Here is a 21,243-nt window from a genome sequence, read left to right on the forward strand (position 1 = left end):
TGTTACGGGAGCGGCGCTCCGCCGCGGCACACATCGGCCGGATCTGCTTCAAGACCGGCCCACCGGTGCACACCGGCGTCGAACTGGGCCCACGACCGCTGTGCCCAGCGCCACCACCGTGCCCGCCCCGGGCGGCGCCTCCGTGCGGCCGACGACGCCGGCCACGCCGGGAACGCCGGCGCCAGGTGCCCCGGGTGCCTCCACCGACCCGGGCACACCAACCACCGACCCCAGCTTGCGGGGGCGGTGCCGCGCGTACCTGGCCAAGTCGGCCCGGCAACGGGAGAGGATCCTGGCCACCCCGGCCTTCGCCGGCCTCGTCGCGGCAGCCGGCGGGGTGCACCGGGTGGAGGCGTACTGCCAGCGGCTGCTGGACGGGGACGAATCCGCGCCGGAGTCGCCCACCGCCGTCGACCCGACCGACTAGGTCGAGAAGGCTTCACAGAAGTTTCGGCCTCCCGATGTCGCCGGATACGGTCGGTGCGGCAGACCATGGTGCGACCACGGTGGCCGTCCGGCACCGGCCCGTCCATCGTGGTCGGAGTGCGGGCCGAGCGTCGGAAGGGGACATCTCGTGGTGACGTCGCCGGGGCTGGAACGGACGACCGTGTTACGGGAGCGGCGCTCCGCCGCGGCACACATCGGCCGGATCTGCTTCAAGACCGGCCCACCGGTGCACACCGGCGTCGAACTGGAATGGACCGTGCACGACGCCGCCGACCCCGCTCGACCGGTGGACCGGGAGCGGCTACGGGCGGCGCTGGGGCGGCACAGCCCCGTCACCCTGGACAGCACCAGCCCCGCCCGCACGCTCCGGCACGGCAGCGCCGTCACCGTGGAGCCCGGCGGGCAGGTGGAGGTGTCCACCGCGCCGCGCCCCTCGCTCGCCGCGCTGGTTCTCGCCACCGATGCCGACATCGCCGAACTGACCGCCCTGCTGGCGCGGGCGGGCCTGGTCCTCGGCCGCACCGGCATCGACCCGTGGCGGGCACCCCGCCCGGTGCTCGAGACCAACCGCTACCGCGCCATGCGCCGCGTCTTCGACCGCCGCGGCCCGGCCGGCCGGACCATGATGTACAGCACCGCCGGCCTGCAGGTCTGCCTCGACGCGGGAGAGCCGGCCGACCTGGCGCTGCGCTGGGCCACCCTGCACGCCGTCGGTCCACCACTGGTGGCCGCCTTCGCCACCGCCGACCGGCACGCCGGGCGCCGCACCGGGTGGGCGTCCGCGCGAATGGCGGCCTGGCTGGCGATCGACCCGGACCGCACCCGGCCGGTCTGGTCGCCCGACCGGCCCGACGAGGACCCGGTCGCCGCCTGGACCCGGTACGTCCTGACCGCCCCGCTGCTCTGCCTGCGGCAGGACGGCGCGGACTGGACGCCACCAGCGGGAGTGACCTTCGCCGACTGGATCGACGGGGCGCTGCCCCGAGCACCCACCACGGACGACCTGGAGTACCACGTCAGCACCCTCTTCCCGCCGGTGCGGCCCCGCGGCTACCTGGAGGTGCGTTACCTGGACGCCCAACCCGGCGCCGACTGGCGGATCCCGTTGGCCGTGCTGACCGCGTTGCTCGCCCGGTCCGAGACGGCCCGCGCGGCCCGCGCCGTCGCCGCGCCGGTGGCCGACCGCTGGCACGCCGCCGCCCGACGTGGACTGGCCGACCCGCCGGTGGCGGTCGCCGCCACAGCCCTGCTGGACCTGGCTCTGAGCGTCCTGCCCGAACTGGACCTGCCACCGGAGATCCACGAGCAGACGAGTAGCGGAATACGGCGGCGACGCGTCGCCGCGGAGAGGGGGTACCGGTGACCACGACCGAGCAACCGGGCACGGAGGCGGAACGGCTGCGCAGCCGTATCGCGACGGAACTCGACCGCACCCGGGCCCGTACCGCCCTGCTCACCGAGGCGGTCGACGAGGACGAGCTGATGCGCCAGCACTCGCCGCTGATGTCCCCGCTGGTCTGGGACCTGGCCCACGTCGGCAACCAGGAGGAGCTGTGGCTGGTCCGCGACGTGGGCGGGCGGGAACCCGTCCGGCGAGACATCGACGACCTGTACGACGCGTTCAAGCAGCCGCGCAGGGACCGGCCGTCGCTGCCGCTGCTGCGGCCGGCGGAGGCACGCGCCTACCTGGCCACGGTCCGCGACAAGGTGTACGACCTGCTGGACGACGTCCGCTTCACCGACGGGCCGCTGGTCGCCGACGGGTTCGCCTTCGGGATGATCGTGCAGCACGAGCAGCAGCACGACGAGACCATGCTCGCCACCCACCAGCTGCGCTCCGGCCCCGCCGTGCTCGACGCCCCACCGCCACCCGAGCCGCAGGCCCGGATCGGGACGGAGGTGCTGGTGCCGGCCGGCCCGTTCACCATGGGCACCTCCACCGACCCGTGGGCGCTAGACAACGAGCGCCCCGCGCATCTCGTCGACCTGCCCGCGTACGTCATCGACGCGGCGCCGGTCAGCAACGGCCGGTACGCCGAGTTCATCGCCGACGGCGGGTACGACGACCCACGCTGGTGGAGTGCGGCCGGCTGGCGGCACCGCACCGAGGCCGGGCTGACCGCACCCCTGCACTGGCGGCGAGACGGGAACGGCTGGGCGTACCGGCGGTTCGGCCGGTGGTCGCCGGTGCGCGCCGACGAGCCGGTGCTGCACGTCTGCTTCCACGAGGCGGAGGCCTTCGCCGCCTGGGCGGGCCGGCGGCTGCCCACCGAGGCCGAGTGGGAGAAGGCGGCCCGCTGGGATCCGGTCACCGGCCGGTCCCGACGGTACCCGTGGGGCGACCAGGATCCCACCGCGGAGCACGCGAACCTGGGGCAACGGCACCTGTGGCCGGCACCGGTGGGGGCGTACCCGGCCGGCGCGTCCCCACTCGGGGTGCATCAGCTGATCGGCGACGTCTGGGAGTGGACCTCGACCAGCTTCCGTGGCCATCCCGGCTTCACCGCCTTCCCCTACCGGGAGTACTCCGAGGTCTTCTTCGGCGACGACTACCGGGTGCTGCGCGGTGGCTCGTTCGGCACCGACCGGTCGGCCTGCCGCGGCACCTTCCGCAACTGGGACTACCCGATCCGGCGGCAGATCTTCAGCGGCTTCCGCTGCGCCCGGGACGCCCGGCCCGAGGAGGCGCACGGGTGAACGAGGGCGCACGCTGATGTGTCGACACCTTGCCTACCTGGGGCCACCGGTCAACCTGCGGGCCCTACTGTTCGACCCGCCGTACTCCCTGGTGCGGCAGTCGTGGCAGCCGCGGGACATGCGCGGCGGCGGGACGATCAACGCCGACGGCTTCGGCGTCGGCTGGTATCCGGGCGGGCACGATCCGGTGTGCTACCGCCGGGCCCGGCCGATCTGGGGTGACCGCACCCTGCCGGCGCTGGCCGAGGTCACCACCGCCGGGGCGGTGCTGGCCGCCGTCCGCTCCGCCACCGTCGGCATGGCGGTGCAGGAGGGCGCGGCGGCGCCGTTCGCCGAGGGCCGCTGGCTGTTCAGCCACAACGGGGTGGTCCGGGGTTGGCCGGACTCGGTGGTGCCGCTCGCCGCCGCCCTGCCGGTGCGTGACCTGCTCACCCTCGACGCGCCGACGGACTCCGCGTTGCTGTGGGCGCTGCTACGGCACCGGCTGCGGGCCGGCGCGGACCCGGCCGAGGCGGTCGCCGCGACGGTGACCGAGGTGGCGGAGCACGCCCCCGCTTCCCGGCTGAACGTGCTGCTCACCGACGGCCGGACCGTGGTGGCCACCGCCATCGGGCACGCGTTGTCGGTGCGCGCCACCTCCGGCGCGGTGGTGTTGGCCTCCGAGCCGTACGACGACGACCCGGCCTGGCAGCCGGTGCCGGACGGGCAACTGGTGGTGGCGACCCCGACCGTGGTGCGGACGCGTGCCGTGGGGGTAACGGCCGGGTGGAGTCAGGACATCTCGGCCAACGGAAGGGGACACCCATGAGCGCGGAGCCACTGGAGATCTACCTCACGGAGCAGGACCTCGACCGCAGCCTGCGGGAGGACGTACGGACCGGGCTGACCGCGGACCCGAAGTGGCTGCCGCCGAAGTGGTTCTACGACGCCCGGGGCAGTGAGCTGTTCGAGGAGATCACCCGGCTGCCGGAGTACTACCCGACCCGGGCCGAGCGGTCGGTGCTGGCTGAACGGGCCGCCGACATCGCCGAGCTGACCGGCGCGAAGACGCTGATCGAACTGGGCTCGGGATCCTCGGAGAAGACCCGCCTGCTGCTGGACGCGTTCACCCGGCACGGCGGCTTGGGTAGCTTCGTGCCGCTGGACGTGTCGGTGAGCGCACTGCGTCGGTCCACCGCGCGGATCGCCGCGGACCACCCGGGGCTGCGGGTGCGGGGCATCGTCGGGGACTTCACCCGGCACCTGGACCGGCTGCCTCCGGGCGGCCGGCGGCTGGTGGTCTTCCTCGGCGGCACCATCGGCAACCTGCTGCCCGACGAGCGGGCCGGTTTCCTGGCCGCGATGCGCGGGGCGCTGGAGGAGGGGGACTGGTTGCTGGTCGGCACCGACCTGGTCAAGGATCCTTCGGTGCTCGTGCCCGCCTACGACGACGCCGCCGGGGTGACCGCCGAGTTCAACCGCAACGTGCTGCGGGTGGTCAACCGGAAGCTGGGGGCCGACTTCGTGCCGGAGGCGTTCACCCACGTGGCGCTCTGGGACGCCGACCAGGAGTGGATCGAGATGCGGCTGCGGGCCCGGCGTCCGATGCGGGTCCGGGTGCTCGACCTGGATGTGGCCTTCGCCGAGGGCGAGGAACTGCGCACCGAGATCTCGGCGAAGTTCCGCCCGGAGCGGATCACGGCGGAGTTGGCGGCGGCCGGGTTCACCACCGAGCGCTCCTGGACCGACCCGGACGGCCTGTTCGGTGTCACCCTGGGCCGCGCCACCTGAGCCACCCGTCGAGGCGGTGACGCTGCGGGGGCGCCGGCGGCTGTCCGGCGCGGTCGGCTAGGGTGGTGGGCGCGAAGGGGAGTAGCCCCCAATGTCGTGGTCGACACACTGGTGCCTTCCGCATCCGGCCACGCGGCCCCATCCGGGGCGGGCGAGACCTTCGACTCAGGCTGTCACAGCCGGGTCGAGGGTGCCCCATACCTCCTCCCGGCCTGATCGGGAAGGTTTCCATGGACGGTTTTCTGGTCGCACTGGCTGTCAGTTTCGGTGTCATCTTCGTCGCCGAGCTGGGCGACAAGTCCCAGCTGATGGCGCTCACCTTCGCCACCCGGTTCAAGCCGGTCCCGGTGCTGATCGGCATCACCGTGGCCACCGCCCTCGTGCACCTGGCCTCGGTGGCGATCGGCGCGGGCCTGAACGCGGCCCTGCCCACCGGCTGGATCTCGCTGATCGCGGGAGTGGCCTTCCTCGGCTTCGGCGTGTGGACCCTGCGCGGGGACAGACTCACCGAAAAGGAGAGGCGCAAGGCCGAGAAGGGCGGCCGGTCGGCGGTGCTCGCGGTCGGCGTCGCGTTCTTCCTCGCCGAGTTGGGGGACAAGACCATGCTGGCGACCATCACCCTGGCCACCACGTACGGCTGGTTCGGCACCTGGCTCGGCTCGACGCTGGGCATGGTGGCCGCCGACGCGCTCGCCATCCTGGTCGGCCGGATGTTGGGCCGGCATCTGCCGGAGCGGACCATCCGGTACGGGGCCACGGTCCTCTTCGCCATCTGTGGTCTCTGGCTGATCCTCGACGCCGTCGGGCAGCTGTGAGCCACGACTACCCCTGCCGGGTCGGGGTAACGGCCCGGGGTGGACCTCGGTGAACTCCTGCGCCAGGGTGACCGGGTGGCGGTCACCCTGGTGGAGGCCGCGGGTGCGCTGGTCATCGTCGTGGGGGCGGGCTGGGCGGCGCTGCGGTTCGTGGCCGAGGGAGTACGCCGCCGCGGCGCCGCGGTCCTCACCCCGATCCGGCTGTCGCTGGGCCGCTTCCTCACCCTGGGGCTGGAGTTCCAGCTGGCCGCGGACATCCTGCGCACCGCGTTCTCGCCGTCTTTCGACCAGATCGCGCGACTGGCGGCTGTCGCCGCCATCCGGACCGCGTTGAACTACTTCCTGCGCCGGGAGATCACCCAGGAACAGCGGCAGGTCGGCGAGGCGGCCCCGGAGCGGACGACGTGATCACCCCTACCGGCACGGTGACCGGGCTGGCCCTGCTCTGCGGCGCGGTCGTGCTGGTCACCGCCCGATCCTGGCGTGCGGCGCTGCGGGTGCTGTTGGACCTGCTGGTGGCCGCCGGCCTGCTGCGGTTGGCGGTCGACTCCGGCTGGGACGCGCTGGTCACCGCCGCCGTGATCATCCTGTTGCGCCGGCTGCTCTGGGCCGGGCTGGCCGCGCCCGTGCCGGTCCTCGGGCCCGGCGGTGGCCCCTCGGGGCCACCGCCGAGCGGGTTCGGTGGTGGCCCCTCGACGCCGTAGCCGTGCGGGTTCAGCGGGGCGCGGGCAGCAGGGACACCGGCAGCGGCCGGTTCTCGCAGTACGCCGCCATCCGCTTGATCAGCTCGTCGGTGTCGGCGTAGGGGTCGAGTTTGCGCAGCTCGTCGGGGGCGAGCGGGGGAACCCGTACGTGGGAGATGAGCGGGTGCAGCGGTCGGAGGTCGACCTCGTCGACGCCGAAGAGGTCCTCATGCAGCTTCTCGCCGGGGCGCAGACCGGTGAACACGATCTCGGTCGGCTTGGCGGCCTCGTCGGCGAGCCGGCGGGCCACGTCGGCGATGCGCACTGGTTCACCCATGTCGAGTACCAGCGCCTCGGCGCCGCGTCCGATGGTGGCCGCCTGGAGCACGAGGTGGACGGCCTCCTGGACGGTCATGAAGTAGCGGGTCACGTCCGGGTGGGTCACGGTGATCGGCAACCCCGCGGCGACCTGCGCCTGGAAGGCGGTGAGCACCGAGCCGCGGCTGCTGAGCACGTTGCCGAACCGGACGCTGAGGAACCGTCCACCGAACTGCGCGGCGTAGTGCGCGGTCAGCCGCTCGGTGATCCGCTTGGAGTAGCCGAGCACGCTCACCGGGTTCGCCGCCTTGTCGGTGGAGATGTTGACGAACTCGCTGACGTCGCGGCAGGCATCCAGGACGTTCAGGGTGCCGAGGATGTTCGTCTGGATCGCCTCGCCCGGGTGGCGCTGCAACAGCGTGAGGTGCTTCAGGGCGGCGGCGTGGAACACCACGTCGGGCTGCCGGTCGGCGACGATCCGGGCGATACCGTCGGCGTCGCGGATGTCGGCCAGGATCAGCTCGGGCCCGTCGAGCAGGGCCCGTCCGTGCAGCGACATCTGAAGGGTGTGCAGGGCGGACTCGTCCCGGTCGAGCATCATCAGCTCGCCCGGCTCGCAGCGGGCGATCTGGCGGCACAGCTCCGAGCCGATGGAGCCGCCCGCCCCGGTGACCAGGACCCGCCGTCCGGCCAGCCCGTTGCGCTCGAAGGCCAGCTCGGCGACCCGCTGAGCCCGCCCGAGCAGGTCGGTGATCTGCAGGTCACGCACGTCGGTGGCGGTGACCGGTCGGTTCAGCAGCTCGCGTACCGGGGGGAGCACCTTGAAGGCGGCGCCGGCCTGGAGCGTGCGGGCGCGTACGTCGCGCACCAGCTTGGGGTCGGAACCGTCGATGGAGAAGATGACGGTGGTGGCGCGGGTACGCCGTACCGCCGTCTCGATCGCCTCCCGGCCGCCGAGCACCCGTAGCCCATCCAGGCGTAAACCCTGTTTGTCGGGGTCGTCGTCGAGCAGCCCGACGGGCAGGTAGCCGCAGCCGGGGTCGCTGGTGAGCACCCGGACCAGGCGCTCGCTGGCGGCGTCCACGCCGTAGACCAGTGTCCGGTCGGCGGACGGGACCGGCCGGTTGTCGCGGTCGCGTCGCCACCGGTAGCCGACCCGGCCGCCGGCCATCAGCAGCAGCGCGATGGCGCCGCCGGTCACCGGGACGCTGGCTGGCACCGGCCGCCCGGGCATCGCGGCCAGCGCGGCGAGCAGCACGGCGGCGGCGAGCAGCGCGGTGCCGGCGAGGTCACGCGCCTCTCCGGCGCTGCCGATCGGGTGTCGACCCCGGGCGGTGGAGCGTACCTGCTCGATGCTGGCGTGCACGACCGCGCAGACCAGCGCCGTACCCAGGGCGAGCAGGCACTGGGTGGGAGTCAGCTCGAACTCGTAGCGCGCCCAGGTGGCGACCAGAAAACCGGCGCACCATGCCGCCGTGTCGAGCGTTAGCAGAGAGAGGGCCTTGGCACGTCGGGTCACCCAGTCACGTCGTGGCGTGCCGGCATTGGCTGGTGGGGTTGCAGGATCCATGAATGTCCTCTGCTTTTTGTTCTGTATAGGGTGATTGGCAGGTGTTACGCCGTTCGTTCGTCTACATTCACTTCGTCACATCCTTGGGCGTATAGATCCTGGCACGCCGTTCGTGTCATCAAGGGGGATTTCGTGCAGTTTCTCGGGCCACATGTCCCAACGGAAGAGGAGGCGTGATGGACGTCGGCACCTGTCTGCGCCTGGTTCGGCGACACTGGTGGATCGTGCTGATCACGCTGATGGTCGCGGTGGGCTCGGCAGCGTTGGTCACCATCCGAACGCCGCCCCGCTACACGGCGTCGGTCACCTTCTTCGTCACCACTCCGAGCCAGGGCGTCACCGACGCCTACCAGGGTGGTCTCTTCCTTCAGCAGCGGGTCAAGTCGTACGCCGACCTGCTGCGCAGCGACCGGCTGGCGCAGAGCGTGGTGGCGGATACGCCGCTCGGGCTCACCGCCGACGACCTGCAGCGCCGGATCGAGACCTCGACCGAGACGGGTACCGTGCTGCTCCGGGCGACCGTCACCGACACCGACCAGTCCCGGGCGTTGACGGTCACCGAGACGCTGGCGAAGAAGTTCGTCGAGCTGGTGCACAAGGTCGAGACCCCGCCGGAGGGACGGCCCGCACCCATCAAGATCGAGGTCATCGGCGGGCCCCGGGTCAGCTCCGCTCCGGTCACGCCCCAGCCCACCCGCAACATCACCGTGGGGGTTCTGCTCGGCCTGCTGCTCGGTGTCGGCCTGGCGGTGCTGCGCGGGCTGGTCGACGTCCGGATGCGCGACGCCGCCGGGCTGCAACGGGTGACCGGCAGTCCGCTGCTCGGCGAGATCCCCTTCGAGGCCGGCGCGAAGGGTGCGCCGCTCATCGTGGGCGAGGCGGCCACCTCGGCCCGGGCCGAGGCGGTACGCAAGCTCCGGACCAACCTGCGCTTCGTCGACGTGCACGAACCGGCCCGGGTCATCGCGGTCACCAGCGCGCTACAGGGCGAAGGGAAGACCACCCTGTCCTGCAACCTGGCCATCGCGTTGGCCGAGGCCGGATGGCGGGTGCTGTTGGTCGACGCCGACCTGCGCCGGCCGAAGGTCGCCGACTACCTCGGTCTGGACGGGGGCGTCGGCCTCACCGACGTGCTGCTGGGCGACGTGCAGGTCGGCCACGTCGTGCAGCGGTGGGGCGACAAGTCGCTGCTGGTGCTCCCCAGCGGTTCGACCCCGCCCAACCCGAGCGAACTGCTCGGTTCCAAGGCGATGGCGGACCTGCTGCTGGCCCTGCGGGAATCGGCCGACATCGTGATCATCGACACCGCGCCGCTGCTGGCGGTGACCGACGGCGTGGTGGTGGCTGTGCAGGCCGACGGTGCGCTGCTGGTCACGCAGCAGGGACGGACCTCGCGCAACCAGGTCGCCGCCGCGGCTCGGGCGCTGCACTCGGTCTCGGTGCGCCTGCTCGGCTGCGTGCTCAACATGACCAAGGTGGCTCGGGCGGACGCGTACCAGTACGAGGCGTACCGGATCGCCACCACGTCCGCGGTCCCCGCGGACCGGGCCGCCGCGACGCACCGTGCCCGGCCGGCCGGGACCGTGCCGGTGGAGGACCGGACACAGGAACTCACCCGGTTGTCGCGATGAGCGCCGCCACCGGTGCCCTCGGCCCCGCCCTCGGCGGGGCCGAGGGCGGCACCGCCCGGAGGGGGTGCTCTCGGTGAGGATCGGCATCCTGTCGTACCACTTCCCGCCCGAACCGGCGTTCATCCCCGGCAGCCTGGCCGAGGAACTGGCCGCCCGTGGCCACGAGGTGCGCGTCCTGACCGGCTTTCCCGACTATCCGGGCGGGCATGTCTATCCGGGCTGGCGGCAGCGGTGGCGGCACGTGACCCGCAGCGAGCGGCTCACCGTGCGGCGGGTTCCCCGGTACGCGGGTGGGGAGACCTCCGTCCGCGCCCGGATGGCCAGCTATCTGTCGTTCGCCGGCAGTGTGGCGCTCGTCGGACGCCGGTACCTGGCCGACGTGGACGTGCTCTACGTCTTCCAGCTCCCGGCGACCGCGTTCGCCGCCGCGGCGATGGTACGGATGCTCGGCCAGGTGCCGGTGGTGCTGCACGTGCAGGACCTGTGGGCCGACGAGGGCAGCCCACCGGACCGGTCCGGCCGTCTCGCCGCCACCATGCGGCGGCTGCACCGGGAGGCCGACGCGGTCGCCGTCGCCGCACCGTCGATGCGCGACCTCGTGCTGGCCGACGGGGTGCCTCCGGACCGGGTGCGCATGGTGCTCAACTGGACCGACGAACGGATCTTCCAGCCGATTCGGCCGAGCCGCGCGGCGCAGGGGTTGATCCGCCGTGACGGCAGGTGCGTCGTCATGCACGCCGGGACGATCGGGGTACGCCAGGGATTGGAGACCGCCGTCCGCGCCGCCGCGGCGCTGGACGACCGGATGGACCTGGTGCTGGTGGGATCCGGCGCCCAGGAGCGGCGGGTGCGGGGGCTCGCCGCCGAGCTGGGGGCGGCCAACGTCCGCTTCGTGGAGCGTCGCTCCCCACTGGACATGCCAGAGCTGTACGCGGCAGCCGACTACCAGTTGGTGATGTTGCGCGACCAGCCGGAGCTGCGCGGGACCGTGCCGGGCAAGCTCCAGGCCGCGCTGGCCTGCGCCCGACCGGTGGTCGCCTCCGCCGGCGGGGACACCGCGGAACTCGTCGAACGGGCCCGGGCCGGGCTTTCCTGCCCGCCGGAGGACTGGGCGACGCTCGCCGACCGATTCTGGCTGGCCACCACCATCCCGGCTGCCGCCCGGGCCGAGATGGGCCAACGGGGGCGGGAGGTCTACCAGCGGGAGATGTCGTTGCGCGCCGGGGTGGACCGGATCGAGGGGCTGCTGCGTGAGGTGGCGGTCAGCCGTCGCGGTCGTTGATCACCTGGACAGATTTTGCACCCGATATCGCCCGGTAAGGCAAACCGTCACTTTTGCGCCGGACCGCATGTTAGAAAAGCGGCTAATCATCAATTGTGTCCGTTTTGAGCGGAGAGTGGTGTGGCGGAGAGTGGGTCTCCTCGGGGTCGGCGACGGCGGCTGCGGCGACGGACGAGGGCGCGGATACGGCGGGCACTGCTCGCCGCCCTCGTGGTCGGCTCACTGTTGGCCGCCGGCGGTGGATGGGTCGGCTTCCGGGGCTGGCAGGCGCGCACGCACCTGCTCAACGCCGCGGGGCTGGCCCGTGAACTGAGCGCGCAGATCGTCGCCGGGGACACCGGACAGGCCCAGCGGACGCTCGCCGCGTTGCAGGAGCAGAGCGGCGCCGCGCGCGAGGCCACGGCCGGGCCAGCCTGGTGGCTGGCCGGCACCGTCCCGTACGCCGGGGACGATCTGGCCGCCTTCCGGCGGATCGCGGTCACCGTGGACGATTTGGCCCGCGAGGCGTTCCCGCCGCTCGTCCGCTCCGACGTGGCCGCCCTCGTGCCCCGGGACGGCCGGCTCGACCTGCCGGCGCTGCGTACCGTCGCGCGGCGGCTCGTGGCGGCCGACGCGGCGGTACGCGAGAGCGGTGCAGGACTGCGGGCGGTGCCCACCGACGGGCTGTTGCCGGAGGTGCGCGACGCTCTCGTCGGGCTCCGTACCGAGATCGACAAACTCGCCGGGCTGCTCTCCGGCGTCAGCAAGGGAGCGGACCTGCTACCCACGCTCTTCGGAGCGGACGGCGAGCGCACCTACCTGATCGTCTCCCAGAACCTGTCGGAGCTGCGCGCCACGGGTGGCATGTTCGGCGCGTACGCCGTGGTGCGCGCCCGTGACGGCCGGTTGGATCTGGTGGCCCAGGGGACGGCGGCGAAGCTGCAGCGGTTCACCCCGCCGGTTCTCCCGCTCGGCACGGAGACCCGACGCCTCTACACCGACCTTCCCGGGATCTACCCGGCCGACGTCAATCTCACCCCGCACTTCCCGACCGCGGCGAAGCTCTACCGCGAGATGGTCCGGCGGCGCACCGGCGTGACCGCCGACGGAATCCTCGCGGTGGACCCGGTGGCGTTGTCCTACCTGCTGAAGGCGACCGGCCCGGTCGCCGTGCCCGGCTATCCGACCCTGACCGCGCAGAACGCCGTGCGGATCCTGCTGTCCGACAGTTACCTGACGCTGGATCTCGAGAACCAGGACGCCTTCTACGCGGCCTCCGCCGCGCGCGTGTTCGACTCGGTGTTGCGGAAGGGTGCCAGTCCTCGCGAGCTTTTATCCGTATTCGACCGTTCTATACGGGAACGTCGGATATTGTTCTGGAGTGCCCGATCCGAGGAACAGCGGAAGTTCGTCGACAACCGGATCAGCGGCGTCCTGCCGGAGACGGAGACGACGCCGACGGTCGGCGTCTTCCTCAACGACGGCAGTGGCGCGAAGCTCGGCTACTACCTGCGGCCCTCGGCGACGCTCACCGTCGGCAACTGCCTGGCCGACGGGCGGCGGGAGCTGCGCCTGCGGTTCGACCTGCACTCGTCGGCCCCACGTTCCGGGCTCACCAAGGCCGTGCTCGGCCTCGGCAAGGCCGGAAACCCGTACACCGCCCGCACCCTCGTGACGGTGTACAGCCCGGCGGGTGGGGCGGTGGTGGCGGCCCGGCTCGACGGGGTCGACGCCCCGCTGGGCAGCGGCACCGACCGGGGCCGGCAGGTGGCCATCGCCAACGTGGAGGTGGGTCCGGGCAAGACCCGGACCCTCGACATGGACCTGCTGACCGGGCGGACCAACGCAGGCACGCCCGAGCTGTGGCACACCCCGACCGCCACCCCGTGGACCACCCAAGTAGTTCCCGCACCAAGCTGCAACCAGTAGGAGGAGAGCATCATGCGGCTATCCCGCATCATCATGGCGCTCACGGCCGGCCTGGCCGTCGTGGCAGCGCCGGCGGCGGCGGGGGCGGCGCAGCCGCAGCCGCCAGCGGACGGCATCCAGCAGCCGCCACCGGACTACCCGCCACAGCCGGCGTCGCTGACGCTGAACCGGGCGACGATCGTCATCGGCGAGTCGGTGGTACTCACCGGCCGTAACTTCGGTCGTAACGAGATCGTCGACATCACCGTCACGGTGGCGCCCCTCGCCGCCGCGGTGCCCGGTCCGGCAACGGCCCGGCGCAGCGACGGCAGCGTCGTCGCGATGACGACGGTGGCCCGCCCGCAGCCCCAGCCCGCTCCGCGGCATCTCACCGCGCGGACGGACGCGCGAGGCCGGTTCACCATCACCTACCGGCCGACCGACGTGGGTCGGCTCACCTTCACCGCGGTCGGGCGCACGACCGGTCGTACCGCCAGCGCGACCCTCACCGTGCTGCCGCACCGCCGGCCGAACCTGCCCGTCACCGGTGACAGCCTCGGCACTCCGCTGAAGGTCGGCGGTGGTCTGGTCGGTGCCGGCGTGGTCCTCATGCTCGGCAGCCTCGCCTGGCGGCGGCGCCACCGCTTCGGTACGGGGTCGACGCGCTGACCCCGTCCCGGGCAGGGCCCGGAGCAGAAGAGGACGGACGCCCGCCGGATCATCCGGCGGGCGTCCGCACGACCGCGTTCAGACCAGACCGTGCGCCAGCACGCCACCCGCCGGAAGTTGTTGATGTTCGCCCCGGCGACGTGGTCGCCGGCCAGGCCGTACTCGTCGGCGCTGGTCCAGCAGCGGACATGGATCTCCCGCATCGTCGCCACCACCGGGTCGGCGTCGTCGCGTCGACCCCCAGGTGCGGATCGTCACCCCTGTCCGGTTCACTGGTGCCATGGACGAGCTGATCTGGGACGCCGCCCGCGCGTCGTGTGTCTGGCTGGACGCGGCCAACGGCACCGGCCAGGCGGAGCTGACCTGCCGGATGCTCAAGCTCACCGAGGAGGCCGGCGAGGTTGCCACGGCGTGGATCGGGCTACTCGGCCAGAACCCCCGCAAGGGCGTCACGCACACCCGCGATGACGTGGCCGCCGAACTGGCCGACGTCGTCTTCACCGCGCTCGTGGCGATCGAGAGCCTGGGGCTGGACGCGCGGTCCGTGGTGTCCGCCTGCGCTGCCAAGGTGCGGTCCCGAGTCGCCTGAGACCGGGGGCGATCAGGTTCCTCTGCCCGCTGGGTCGCGTCGCGCTCACGTCCGGGTCCGTGCGTTCTGTACTGGTTCGGACGCCCGATTTGCCGCAAGCTGTGGCCGCGCTAGGCACTCCCGAGGTCTATGGGCCCGGGTGACCGTTTATGGTCTGAGATGAGCCGAGCCCGATCCGGTTGGCGGGTCGGCGCGGGGAATCGTGGCCGAGCGGGGGTGGTTACACCCTGTGAACGATCGCAGCAGCCCTCGCGGCCTGGCCCGACGCCCCGGCGCTTGACGCCGTTGGCGGAATGACGCCGGGCCGGTGGTCGTTACACATGGTCCCGGCGCCGCGAGCGAGGCCGCCACGGCCCCCGGCCTGCCGGACACCGGTCCCCCTCTCATGAACTTTCTGAGCGTCCTTTCGAGGCGCTGCGCGTGTTGGCCGCACCCCCATGCGCCCGCGCGTCGATGTGTGAAGGAGTCACCCCCATGAACACGATCTTGCGTAAGAGTGTGCTGGGTGTTGTTGGTTTGGCGTTCGCCGGTGGTGTGTTCGCCGGTCCGGTCGCCGATGCCCGTGCTGCTGTGCCGGTGGTGCAGGTCGCGGTGCGGGCCGACAAGCCGGTCGTGGACAAGCTGGTTCCGCATGGTGTGCAGGGCGAGCAGTCGCGCATCGAGCTCTCCGGCGAGCAGGTCGGCAACGTCAGGGCGATCATCGCCGCGACGAAGAAGGCCGGCATGGACGAGCGGGCCGCCGTGGTCGCGGTCGGGACCGCGTTGCAGGAGTCGAAGCTGGAGAACCTGGGCCACCTGGGTGACCGCAACGACCACGACTCGCAGGGGCTGTTCCAGCAGCGTCCGTCCTCGGGCTGGGGCACGGTGGAGCAGATCACCGACCCCGAGTACGCGACCACCGCGTTCCTCAAGGGCCTGAAGCAGGTCGACGGCTGGCGGGACATGCCGCTGACCCGAGCCGCGCAGACCGTGCAGGTGTCGGCCTACCCGGACCACTACGCGCAGTGGGAACAGCAGGCCGCCGACCTCGTCGCCCAACACTGGAACAGCTGACCCACCCACAGCACGCTGGCCGGCACCCCCACCCGGGGGTGCCGGCCCGTGCACCTTCCCGGCTGATCATGAGGTTGACCGGCCGGACAACGATGAACACCACCGCCAACCTCATGATCAACAGCAGTTTCACGATGGGTTGTGGAAGAGCCGGGGCGGGGTAGTGTGTTGAGTCGGGTGTCGGTGTGTCCAGTGTCCCCGGGCCTCACCTAAATTGCCGTCGCGGAACACCGTTCGGCTGGAGCCGCGTCGCGCCACTCGCCGAGAGGCGACCTGCACACCGACACCCCAGCGCCGCCCCCGACCCGTCCGGGCCGGGGGCGGCGCTGTCTGTGTCGACCGTGCCAGAATCCCCGGATGGGCTGGTCCGACAACCGTGGAGTGGTCGTGTTGCCGAGCGGCGCGGCGGTGCGCGGGCGGCGCGTCGGTGAGCCGCCGGCGTCGCCCGCCGACTTCGCACTCTTGTTGGCCCCGGGCACCACACCGACGTGGCCGTACCGGCGGATCCGCTGGCCAGATTTCTGGCTGCCGGTGAATCGCGCCGACGCCCTCGACGCACTCCGTGAGGGGTTGCGGCGGGCACACGGTGGGGAGCGGGTGGAGGTTGCCTGCCGGGGTGGAATCGGCCGGACCGGCACCGCTCTGGCGGCTCTCGCGATCCTCGACGGCCTGCCGTCGGCGGAGGCGGTGGCGTGGGTCCGCACGCGGTACCATCCGCGCGCCGTGGAAACCCCGTGGCAGCGCGGCTGGCTGCGCCGGCTGCCCTGACACGCCCGATCGCGGGCGGCCCCGTCCGCGACACCGCCCCGCAGCATCCATCGGCAGCCGTCCGTGGCACGTGCCCGGAGCACCCACCGGCAGCGGGCCGCTGCCGCCACCGGCGGGCGGCGGCAGCGGGCGCGGACCCGGCCACCGGCACCAGCGCTCAGCGGGCGGCGGCACCCGGGCCGCCGCCGGCAGGCGGGCGGCGGGCTCAGCGGGTCACGTACTCCCGCAGGTGGCGGGCGGTGAGGGTGTCGCCGTGCGCGACCAGGTCCGCCGGGGTGCCGGTGAAGACGATCCGTCCACCGTCGTGCCCCGCGCCCGGCCCGAGATCGATGATCCAGTCCGCGTGCGCCATCACCGCCTGGTGGTGCTCGATGACGATGACCGTGTTGCCGGCGTCGACCAGCCGGTCCAGCAGCGCGAGTAGCTGGTCCACGTCGGCCAGGTGCAGGCCGGTGGTGGGCTCGTCGAGCACGTAGGTGCCGTACTTCTCGGCCATGTTGATGGCCAGCTTGAGTCGCTGCCGTTCGCCGCCGGAGAGGGTGCTCAACGGCTGTCCCAGACTCAGGTAGCCCAGCCCGACGTCGGCGAGCCGGTTGAGCACGGCCCGGGCCTGCCCGCCGGGGAAGAACTCCCGTGCCTCGGCGACCGACATGGCGAGGACCTGGCTGATGTTCTTGCCCCGCAGGGTGTACGTGAGCACCTCGTCGGTGTACCGCCGGCCCTCGCACTGCTCGCAGACGCTGGCGACGCCGGCCATCATCGCCAGGTCGGTGTAGACCAGGCCGATCCCCTTGCAGGTCGGGCAGGCTCCCTCGGAGTTGGCGCTGAACAGCGCCGCCTTCACCCCGTTGGCCTTGGCGAAGGCCGTCCGGATCGGGTCGAGCAGCCCGGTGTAGGTGGCCGGGTTGCTGCGGCGGGAGCCGCGGATGGGGGACTGGTCCACCACGACCACCCCGTCCCGCCCGGGCAGCGAGCCGTGGATCAGTGAACTCTTGCCCGAGCCGGCGACGCCGGTCACCACGGTCAGCACCCCGAGCGGGATGTCCACGTCGACGTCACGCAGGTTGTGCAGGTCGGCACCGCGGATCGGCAGGTGGCCCGTCGGCTGGCGGACCGGGTCGCGCAGTGTGACGCGGTGGTCCAGGTGGCGGCCGGTCAGGGTGTCCGAGTGGCGCAGTCCGGCGACGTCGCCGGCGTAGCAGATCTGCCCGCCCGCCCCGCCCGCACCGGGCCCGAGGTCGACCACGTAATCGGCGATCGCGATGGTTTCCGGCTTGTGTTCCACCACCAGCACCGTGTTGCCCTTGTCGCGCAGCCGCAGCAGCAGACCGTTCATCCGGGCGATGTCGTGCGGGTGCAGCCCGACCGTTGGCTCGTCGAACACGTACGTGATGTCGGAGAGACTGGAGCCCAGGTGCCGGACCATCTTCACCCGCTGCGCCTCGCCGCCGGAGAGGGTGGCCGACTCCCGGTCGAGGCTGAGGTAGCCGAGCCCGATCTCCACCAGCGACTCCAGCGTCTCGCGCAGGTTGGCGACCAGCGGCGCCACCGAAGGGTCGTCGACGCCGCGGACGAACTCGGCCAGGTCACTGATCTGCATGGCGGAACAGTCGGCGATGTTACGGCCGGCGATCCGGGACGACAGGGCGGCGGCGTTGAGCCGGGCGCCGTTGCAGTCCGCGCAGGTGGTGAAGGTGACCGCCCGGTCCACGAAGGCGCGGATGTGCGGCTGCATCGACTCGCGGTCCTTGGCCAGGTAGAGCCGGCGCACCTTGACGGCCAGCCCCTCGTACGTCAGGTTGGTGCTACCCACCTTTATCTTCGTCGCCGGCTTGTGCAGGAAGTCCTGCCACTGCTGCGGTGTGAAGTCCTGGAGCTTGAGGTCCGGGTCGAACAGGCCGGAGCCGACGATGGTCTGCCAGTACCAGGTGTCGACGGCGAAGTTCGGCACCAGGATCGCCCCGTCGTTGAGGGAGCGTTCCACGTCGACCATCGCGTGCACGTCCAGGTCGGACACCCGGCCCAGCCCCTCGCAGGTCGGGCACATCCCCTCGGCGAGGTTGAAGCTGAACGCGCCGGCGCCGCCGACGTGCGGGGTGCCGAGGCGGCTGAACACGATGCGCAGCATCGCGTACGCGTCGGTGGCGGTGCCGACCGTCGAGCGGGAGTTCGCCCCCATTCGTTCCTGGTCGACCACGATCGCCGGGGTCAGATTCCGCAACGAGTCCACGTCCGGGCGGGACAGGTTCGGCATGAAGGACTGGAGGAAGGCGCTGTAGGTCTCGTTGATCAGGCGGCGCGACTCGGCCGCGATGGTGCCGAAGACCAGGGATGACTTCCCGGAGCCGGAGACCCCGGTGAACACGGTGAGCCGTCGCTTCGGAATGTCGACCGAGACCCCGGTGAGGTTGTTCTCCCGGGCACCCCGTACCTCGATGACGTCGTGATTGTCGGCGGCGGATCGCGCTGGTTGCTGCATGCCTTCCATTTTCTCATTGAAGTACCTGTGTAGAGTTCGCTGGCAGGCGACGCAGGCCAACACCCTTGATGGGGCGGAAAGTCTCAAACCCTCCGGTAAGCGGTACGGTGGCTGCGTGCGAATCGGTCGGTGGCGGGTGGTCGATGTCGCGGCCACTGCCGGAATCTCCACCCAGCAGGTGCGCAACTACCTCGACGAGGGGGTGCTGCCCCCGGCCACCCGGACCGGGAGCGGCTACCGGGTGCTCACCGACGTGCACGTGCACGCCCTCGCCGTGCTGCGGCGAATGGCCGAGGGGCACGGCTGGGCACGTACCCGGGAGGTGATGGCCGCGGTGCACCGGGGGGAGTGGGCGGCGGCCCTTGCCGCGCTCGACGCTGGCCACGCCGAACTGGATCGGGAGCGGGCGGAGATCCGTAAAGTGCTCGGCGCCTTCGAGACGGTGGTGGCCAGCCCGGCGGTGGCGGCGCCGCGTCACGGTGCGCGGATCGGGGAGGTCGCCGACCTGGTCGGCGTCCGCACCTCCCAGCTACGGCTCTGGGAGCAGCGCGGCCTGCTGCGGCCGGTGCGGGCGCCGGGCACCGGCTACCGGGTGTACGACGCGGCCGAGCTACGCGCCGCGCAGGTGGTGGCGCTGCTGCGCCGAGGCGGCTACCCGTTCGAGATCATCGCGGCGGTCCTCGACGAGATGCGTACCACCGGCCGGCCGCAGCGGGTGAGGGCCGAACTGGCCCGGCGGGAGCAGGACCTGCACCAGCGCAGCCTGCGCCGGCTGCGCGCCTCGGCCGAGTTCTACGGCTACCTCGCCGCCACCGGCCAGGCCGCGGCCTCCCTCGAAGCCGGTGAATCCGCGTCTCCGGCCAGTCCGGCAGAGTCCCCGGCAAACTCGGCGCGGGCCAACTGAGCCGGAGCAGACCGGGCGCGGGCCGGTTGAGCGGGGGGCTGAGGTGGCCGTCTTCCCGGCCCGCTCGACCAGCGCGCGACGGCCCGGCGGGAAAACCCGCCGGGCCGTCACAGGTGGCGCGAGGATTCAGTTCAGGCCGCAGGTGGCGAAGCTGTCGAGGTTCGGGCGGGTGGCGCCGACCCGGTTGAAGGCGATCTCGATGCGGTCCAGGGCGGCCTTCCGCTTGTCGGCCAGCGGGCCGAGGATGGCGTTGCGGATGAAGTTCGCTCCGCCCTGCGGGTTGGCTGCCTGCTGGGCCAGGCGGGCGTTGGCCTCGCTGATCTGCTTGTCGAGCTGGGCCAGTTCGGCCTGGACGTTCGCGGCGGCCTGGGCCGGGACGGCCGGGATCTGCGGGGTCGGGCAGTTCACCGTCTGGGCACGGTTTGCGTTGCCGGCACCGGCGTTGCCATTGCCGGCGTTACCGGTGTTCGCGGCACCGCCGTTGTTGCCGGCGTTGCCCGCCCCGGCGGCGTTCAGGCCGCAGGTGGCGAAGCTGTCGAGGTTCGGGCGGGTGGCGCCGACCCGGTTGAAGGCGATCTCGATGCGGTCCAGGGCGGCCTTCCGCTTGTCGGCCAGCGGGCCGAGGATGGCGTTGCGGATGAAGTTCGCTCCGCCCTGCGGGTTGGCTGCCTGCTGGGCCAGGCGGGCGTTGGCCTCGCTGATCTGCTTGTCGAGCTGGGCCAGTTCGGCCTGGACGTTCGCGGCGGCCTGGGCCGGGACGGCCGGGATCTGCGGCGTCGGGCAGTTCACCGTCTGGGCGGCGGCGACCGTACCGGCGGCGGCCTTGCCGGCGGTGGCCTTCACCGAGCTGTTGAGGGCGCTGGCGACACCCCGGGCGTTCAGCGTGCAGGTGGCGAGGCTGTCCAGGTCGGGGCGGGGGGCACCGACCCGGTTGAAGGAAATCTCGATGCGGTCCAGCACCGCGACGCGCTTGCTCTTCAGTGGACCGAGAATCGCGTTGTTGATGAAGTTGGGGCCGCCCTGCGGGTTGGCCGCCTGCTTCGCCAGGCGCTCGTTCTGCCGGGCGATCTCCTCGTCCAGGTTGACCAGTTCCCGCTCCACGTTGGCAGCCGCCGCGGCCGGGATCGCGGGCAGCTTGTCGCGTACGGTCGGGCAGTTGACGGTCTGGGCGACGCCCGTGCCGCTGTTCTCGCCGGCGGAGGCGAGCTGCAGCCCTCCGGCCAGCAGCAGCGCCGCTAGGGCGCCCACTCCGCCGAGCTTGAGGACCGCGTTCTTCCGCGTAGGCCTGGTCATGTACCTCTCCTCTGGTCTCCGCCGGGCCGTCGACGCGTCGCGTCCATGAGGCGGCCCGGTGGTGCGGTGGGGGTGTGGGAGGCCCGGTGCCCGTCGCCCCGGCATTGGCAGTGGCCCGGTCCGTCCCGACGGCCATGGATACGGGGACGGTCGGAAGATCGTTCAATGCGGGCAGGCGTTTTCTGCGCCGGATCTCACCCGGCGACATCGACCGTGGGCCCGGCCTGCCCGGCGGTGGCCTGCCGTCTGGGTATGGTGCCTCTCCATGAGAGCCGAGGTCCTGGCAGCCGCCGTCGCCGCACTCCTGGTCGCCGGGGCACCGGTCCCGGCGGGCGCCGCGCCGACGGTCCCCGCGCCCGGGGCCGTCGTGCCCTGCCCGACGCTGCCC

At 72.2% G+C, this 21,243-nt stretch carries 19 protein-coding genes; 16 read left to right on the forward strand and 3 right to left on the reverse strand.

Annotated elements, in window-relative coordinates; translation table 11 throughout:
- The first annotated feature begins 235 nt into the window (after nucleotides 1–235).
- The 8 genes from E1166_RS19960 to E1166_RS19995 all read left to right on the forward strand — a co-directional run bounded on the left by E1166_RS19960 (nucleotide 236) and on the right by E1166_RS19995 (nucleotide 6,433).
- Nucleotides 236–427 (forward strand): hypothetical protein, encoded by a 192-nt coding sequence (locus tag E1166_RS19960; RefSeq protein WP_132340910.1) that lies wholly within the window; start codon nucleotides 236–238, stop codon nucleotides 425–427.
- 147 nt (nucleotides 428–574) lie between these two features.
- A complete protein-coding gene (gene egtA / locus E1166_RS19965) occupies nucleotides 575–1,810 on the forward strand; it encodes an ergothioneine biosynthesis glutamate--cysteine ligase EgtA (RefSeq protein WP_132340912.1) in 1,236 nt (411 codons plus the stop codon).
- Entirely contained in the window at nucleotides 1,807–3,144 is a 1,338-nt protein-coding gene (egtB, locus tag E1166_RS19970; protein ID WP_132340914.1) for an ergothioneine biosynthesis protein EgtB, read from the forward strand. Before egtA ends, egtB begins: the two co-directional genes overlap by 4 nt.
- Nucleotides 3,145–3,160: 16 nt before the next feature.
- Nucleotides 3,161–3,952, forward strand: coding sequence for an ergothioneine biosynthesis protein EgtC (gene egtC / locus E1166_RS19975; RefSeq protein WP_132340916.1), 792 nt, complete (start codon nucleotides 3,161–3,163; stop codon nucleotides 3,950–3,952).
- A complete protein-coding gene (gene egtD / locus E1166_RS19980) occupies nucleotides 3,949–4,914 on the forward strand; it encodes an L-histidine N(alpha)-methyltransferase (RefSeq protein WP_132340918.1) in 966 nt (321 codons plus the stop codon). The genes egtC and egtD overlap by 4 nt, the downstream gene beginning before the upstream one ends.
- Nucleotides 4,915–5,144: 230 nt before the next feature.
- Nucleotides 5,145–5,729: a TMEM165/GDT1 family protein gene (locus E1166_RS19985; RefSeq protein WP_132340920.1), complete on the forward strand. Its 585-nt coding sequence runs from the start codon at nucleotides 5,145–5,147 to the stop codon at nucleotides 5,727–5,729.
- Nucleotides 5,730–5,768: 39 nt separating this feature from the next.
- Nucleotides 5,769–6,137, forward strand: a complete 369-nt coding sequence (locus E1166_RS19990) for a DUF1622 domain-containing protein (RefSeq protein WP_132340922.1) — start codon at nucleotides 5,769–5,771, stop codon at nucleotides 6,135–6,137.
- Nucleotides 6,134–6,433 (forward strand): hypothetical protein, encoded by a 300-nt coding sequence (locus tag E1166_RS19995; protein ID WP_207914375.1) that lies wholly within the window; start codon nucleotides 6,134–6,136, stop codon nucleotides 6,431–6,433. The genes E1166_RS19990 and E1166_RS19995 overlap by 4 nt, the downstream gene beginning before the upstream one ends.
- A 10-nt stretch (nucleotides 6,434–6,443) precedes the next feature.
- On the opposite strand, the gene E1166_RS20000 is transcribed toward E1166_RS19995, so the two are convergent.
- The gene (locus E1166_RS20000) at nucleotides 6,444–8,249 is read right to left on the reverse strand and encodes a nucleoside-diphosphate sugar epimerase/dehydratase (RefSeq protein WP_243710442.1); all 1,806 of its coding nucleotides are present in this window, start codon (nucleotides 8,247–8,249) and stop codon (nucleotides 6,444–6,446) included.
- A 227-nt stretch (nucleotides 8,250–8,476) separates the two neighbouring features.
- Here E1166_RS20000 and E1166_RS20005 point away from each other — a divergent pair, with 227 nt between their 5' ends.
- From E1166_RS20005 to E1166_RS20035, 7 genes are all read left to right on the forward strand, one after another.
- Entirely contained in the window at nucleotides 8,477–9,931 is a 1,455-nt protein-coding gene (locus E1166_RS20005; protein WP_132340926.1) for a polysaccharide biosynthesis tyrosine autokinase, read from the forward strand.
- Nucleotides 9,932–10,004: 73 nt separating this feature from the next.
- Nucleotides 10,005–11,213: a glycosyltransferase family 4 protein gene (locus E1166_RS20010; protein WP_132340928.1), complete on the forward strand. Its 1,209-nt coding sequence runs from the start codon at nucleotides 10,005–10,007 to the stop codon at nucleotides 11,211–11,213.
- A gap of 120 nt (nucleotides 11,214–11,333) precedes the next feature.
- Nucleotides 11,334–13,121: a DUF4012 domain-containing protein gene (locus E1166_RS20015; protein ID WP_132340930.1), complete on the forward strand. Its 1,788-nt coding sequence runs from the start codon at nucleotides 11,334–11,336 to the stop codon at nucleotides 13,119–13,121.
- 12 nt (nucleotides 13,122–13,133) lie between these two features.
- Complete coding sequence (locus E1166_RS20020; RefSeq protein WP_132340932.1) at nucleotides 13,134–13,769, forward strand: hypothetical protein; 636 nt, start codon at nucleotides 13,134–13,136, stop codon at nucleotides 13,767–13,769.
- A 280-nt stretch (nucleotides 13,770–14,049) separates the two neighbouring features.
- Complete coding sequence (locus E1166_RS20025) at nucleotides 14,050–14,358, forward strand: MazG-like family protein (RefSeq protein ID WP_132340934.1); 309 nt, start codon at nucleotides 14,050–14,052, stop codon at nucleotides 14,356–14,358.
- A gap of 474 nt (nucleotides 14,359–14,832) precedes the next feature.
- Entirely contained in the window at nucleotides 14,833–15,411 is a 579-nt protein-coding gene (locus E1166_RS20030) for a hypothetical protein (protein ID WP_132338659.1), read from the forward strand.
- A 357-nt stretch (nucleotides 15,412–15,768) separates the two neighbouring features.
- A complete protein-coding gene (locus E1166_RS20035; protein WP_132340936.1) occupies nucleotides 15,769–16,179 on the forward strand; it encodes a protein-tyrosine phosphatase family protein in 411 nt (136 codons plus the stop codon).
- A gap of 205 nt (nucleotides 16,180–16,384) precedes the next feature.
- Here E1166_RS20035 and E1166_RS20040 read toward each other — a convergent pair whose 3' ends face one another.
- A complete protein-coding gene (locus E1166_RS20040) occupies nucleotides 16,385–18,658 on the reverse strand; it encodes an excinuclease ABC subunit UvrA (RefSeq protein WP_132340938.1) in 2,274 nt (757 codons plus the stop codon).
- A gap of 115 nt (nucleotides 18,659–18,773) precedes the next feature.
- On the opposite strand from E1166_RS20040, the gene E1166_RS20045 reads away from it, so the two are divergent.
- Entirely contained in the window at nucleotides 18,774–19,562 is a 789-nt protein-coding gene (locus E1166_RS20045; RefSeq protein ID WP_207914377.1) for a MerR family transcriptional regulator, read from the forward strand.
- Between the two features lie 126 nt (nucleotides 19,563–19,688).
- On the opposite strand, the gene E1166_RS20050 is transcribed toward E1166_RS20045, so the two are convergent.
- Nucleotides 19,689–20,855, reverse strand: a complete 1,167-nt coding sequence (locus E1166_RS20050; protein ID WP_132340940.1) for a hypothetical protein — start codon at nucleotides 20,853–20,855, stop codon at nucleotides 19,689–19,691.
- Nucleotides 20,856–21,243 lie beyond the last annotated feature (388 nt).

The organism is Micromonospora sp. KC213 (genome assembly GCF_004348325.1).
In the GTDB taxonomy this organism is placed as follows: domain Bacteria; phylum Actinomycetota; class Actinomycetes; order Mycobacteriales; family Micromonosporaceae; genus Micromonospora.

What these genes read in the sequence shown, in the direction of transcription:
- E1166_RS20035 (WP_132340936.1), top strand. Translation starts at nt 15,769, where the DNA reads ATGGGCTGGTCCGACAACCGTGGAGTGGTCGTGTTGCCGAGCGGCGCG.
- E1166_RS20005 (WP_132340926.1), top strand. Translation starts at nt 8,477, where the DNA reads ATGGACGTCGGCACCTGTCTGCGCCTGGTTCGGCGACACTGGTGGATC.
- E1166_RS20050 (WP_132340940.1), bottom strand. Translation starts at nt 20,855, where the DNA reads ATGACCAGGCCTACGCGGAAGAACGCGGTCCTCAAGCTCGGCGGAGTG.
- E1166_RS20030 (WP_132338659.1), top strand. Translation starts at nt 14,833, where the DNA reads ATGAACACGATCTTGCGTAAGAGTGTGCTGGGTGTTGTTGGTTTGGCG.
- E1166_RS20020 (WP_132340932.1), top strand. Translation starts at nt 13,134, where the DNA reads ATGCGGCTATCCCGCATCATCATGGCGCTCACGGCCGGCCTGGCCGTC.
- E1166_RS20025 (WP_132340934.1), top strand. Translation starts at nt 14,050, where the DNA reads ATGGACGAGCTGATCTGGGACGCCGCCCGCGCGTCGTGTGTCTGGCTG.
- egtC (WP_132340916.1), top strand. Translation starts at nt 3,161, where the DNA reads ATGTGTCGACACCTTGCCTACCTGGGGCCACCGGTCAACCTGCGGGCC.
- E1166_RS19985 (WP_132340920.1), top strand. Translation starts at nt 5,145, where the DNA reads ATGGACGGTTTTCTGGTCGCACTGGCTGTCAGTTTCGGTGTCATCTTC.
- egtD (WP_132340918.1), top strand. Translation starts at nt 3,949, where the DNA reads ATGAGCGCGGAGCCACTGGAGATCTACCTCACGGAGCAGGACCTCGAC.
- E1166_RS20040 (WP_132340938.1), bottom strand. Translation starts at nt 18,658, where the DNA reads ATGCAGCAACCAGCGCGATCCGCCGCCGACAATCACGACGTCATCGAG.